The 1,229-nt window shown below is 65.0% G+C and carries 2 protein-coding genes; both read left to right on the top strand.

Annotation, left to right across the window (positions count from 1 at the left end; all coding sequences use genetic code 11):
• A partial coding sequence (locus AC1D15_RS33065; RefSeq protein WP_477829398.1) for a porin family protein occupies positions 1-548 on the top strand: 548 nt, incomplete at its 5' end.
• Between the two features lie 5 nt (positions 549-553).
• A complete protein-coding gene (locus AC1D15_RS33070) occupies positions 554-1,201 on the top strand; it encodes an outer membrane beta-barrel domain-containing protein (RefSeq protein WP_047511910.1) in 648 nt (215 codons plus the stop codon).
• Positions 1,202-1,229: the final 28 nt, after the last annotated feature.

Consider the following 1,229-nt stretch of genomic DNA (forward strand, 5'->3'; position numbering starts at 1 on the left):
GGTTCAAGGTGCGCACCGACAAGGGCAAGGAAGGCTGGGTCACGCGCGCGCAGCTCGAGACCACGCTGACCGAGGCCGGCAGCACCAAGACCTTCCGCGACGTGCTGCTCGACGACTACCTGAATCGCCGCGTCGAGTTCGGCACCGGCTGGGGCCGCTTCAAGGGCGAGCCGATGCTGAAGATGTGGACCGGCTACCGCCTGTCGGACACGCTGTCGCTCGAAGCCACGCTCGGCCAGGTGYAGGGCGTGTTCTCCGGCAGCGATTTCTGGCATGCCAACCTGATGGTCGAGCCCTGGTCCGACAAGCGCCTGTCGCCGTTCTTCGCGGTCGGCTTCGGCAAGTTCAAGAACGTGCCCAATTCGACGCTGGTCGACGCGGTCGGCACCAACTCCAAGATGGCCGACGCCGGCATCGGCGTGCGCTACCACCTGTCCGACCGCTTCGTGCTGCGGGCCGACTGGTCGCTCTACACGGTGTTCATCGACGACACCCGCAGCGCCGAGTACCGTGCCGCCACGGTCGGCTTCTCCTTCTTCTTCAATTGACGGCCATGCGCAAACTCCAACGTCTTGTCCTCGCGGCCTGCCTTGCCGCGCCGTTCGCGGCGCAGGCCCAGAACCAGCAGCAGGTCGTCGAACCCGGCAACGAGCAGGTGATCGTGCCGCAGGTCGATCGCCGCCCGGTGAACGTGCCGAAGATCCCGTCGAACGACTTCGAGTTCGGCCTGTTCGGCGGCACCTACAGCACGCAGAACTTCGGCGCCAACGCCGTCTCGGGCCTGCGCGTGGGCTACCACATCACCGAGGATTACTTCGTCGAGGCCGTCTACGCCCAGACCAAGGTGAGCGATGAATCGTTCCGGCAGATCCTGCCCGGCGGCGTGCTCTCCGACGACAGCCAGAAGCTGCGCTACTACAACGTCTCGATCGGCGTGAACGTGCTGCCGGGCGAGATCTTCTTCGGCCGCAACACCGCGAAGGCGTCGGCGGTGTACCTGATCGGCGGCGTCGGCAGCACCAAGTTCAACGACCAGCGCAAGCAGACCTTCAACGTCGGGCTCGGCACCCGCGTGTTCCTGAAGGACTGGATGGCGCTGCAGGTCGACATGCGCGACCACATCTTCACGCTCGACCTGCTCGGCAAGCGCCAGAACACGCAGAACCTCGAGCTGACCGGCGGCATCACCTTCTTCTTCTGAGTCTCTACCGAGAACCCTTCATGAGCTC

Source organism: Rhizobacter sp. P2_H2 (assembly GCF_056403375.1).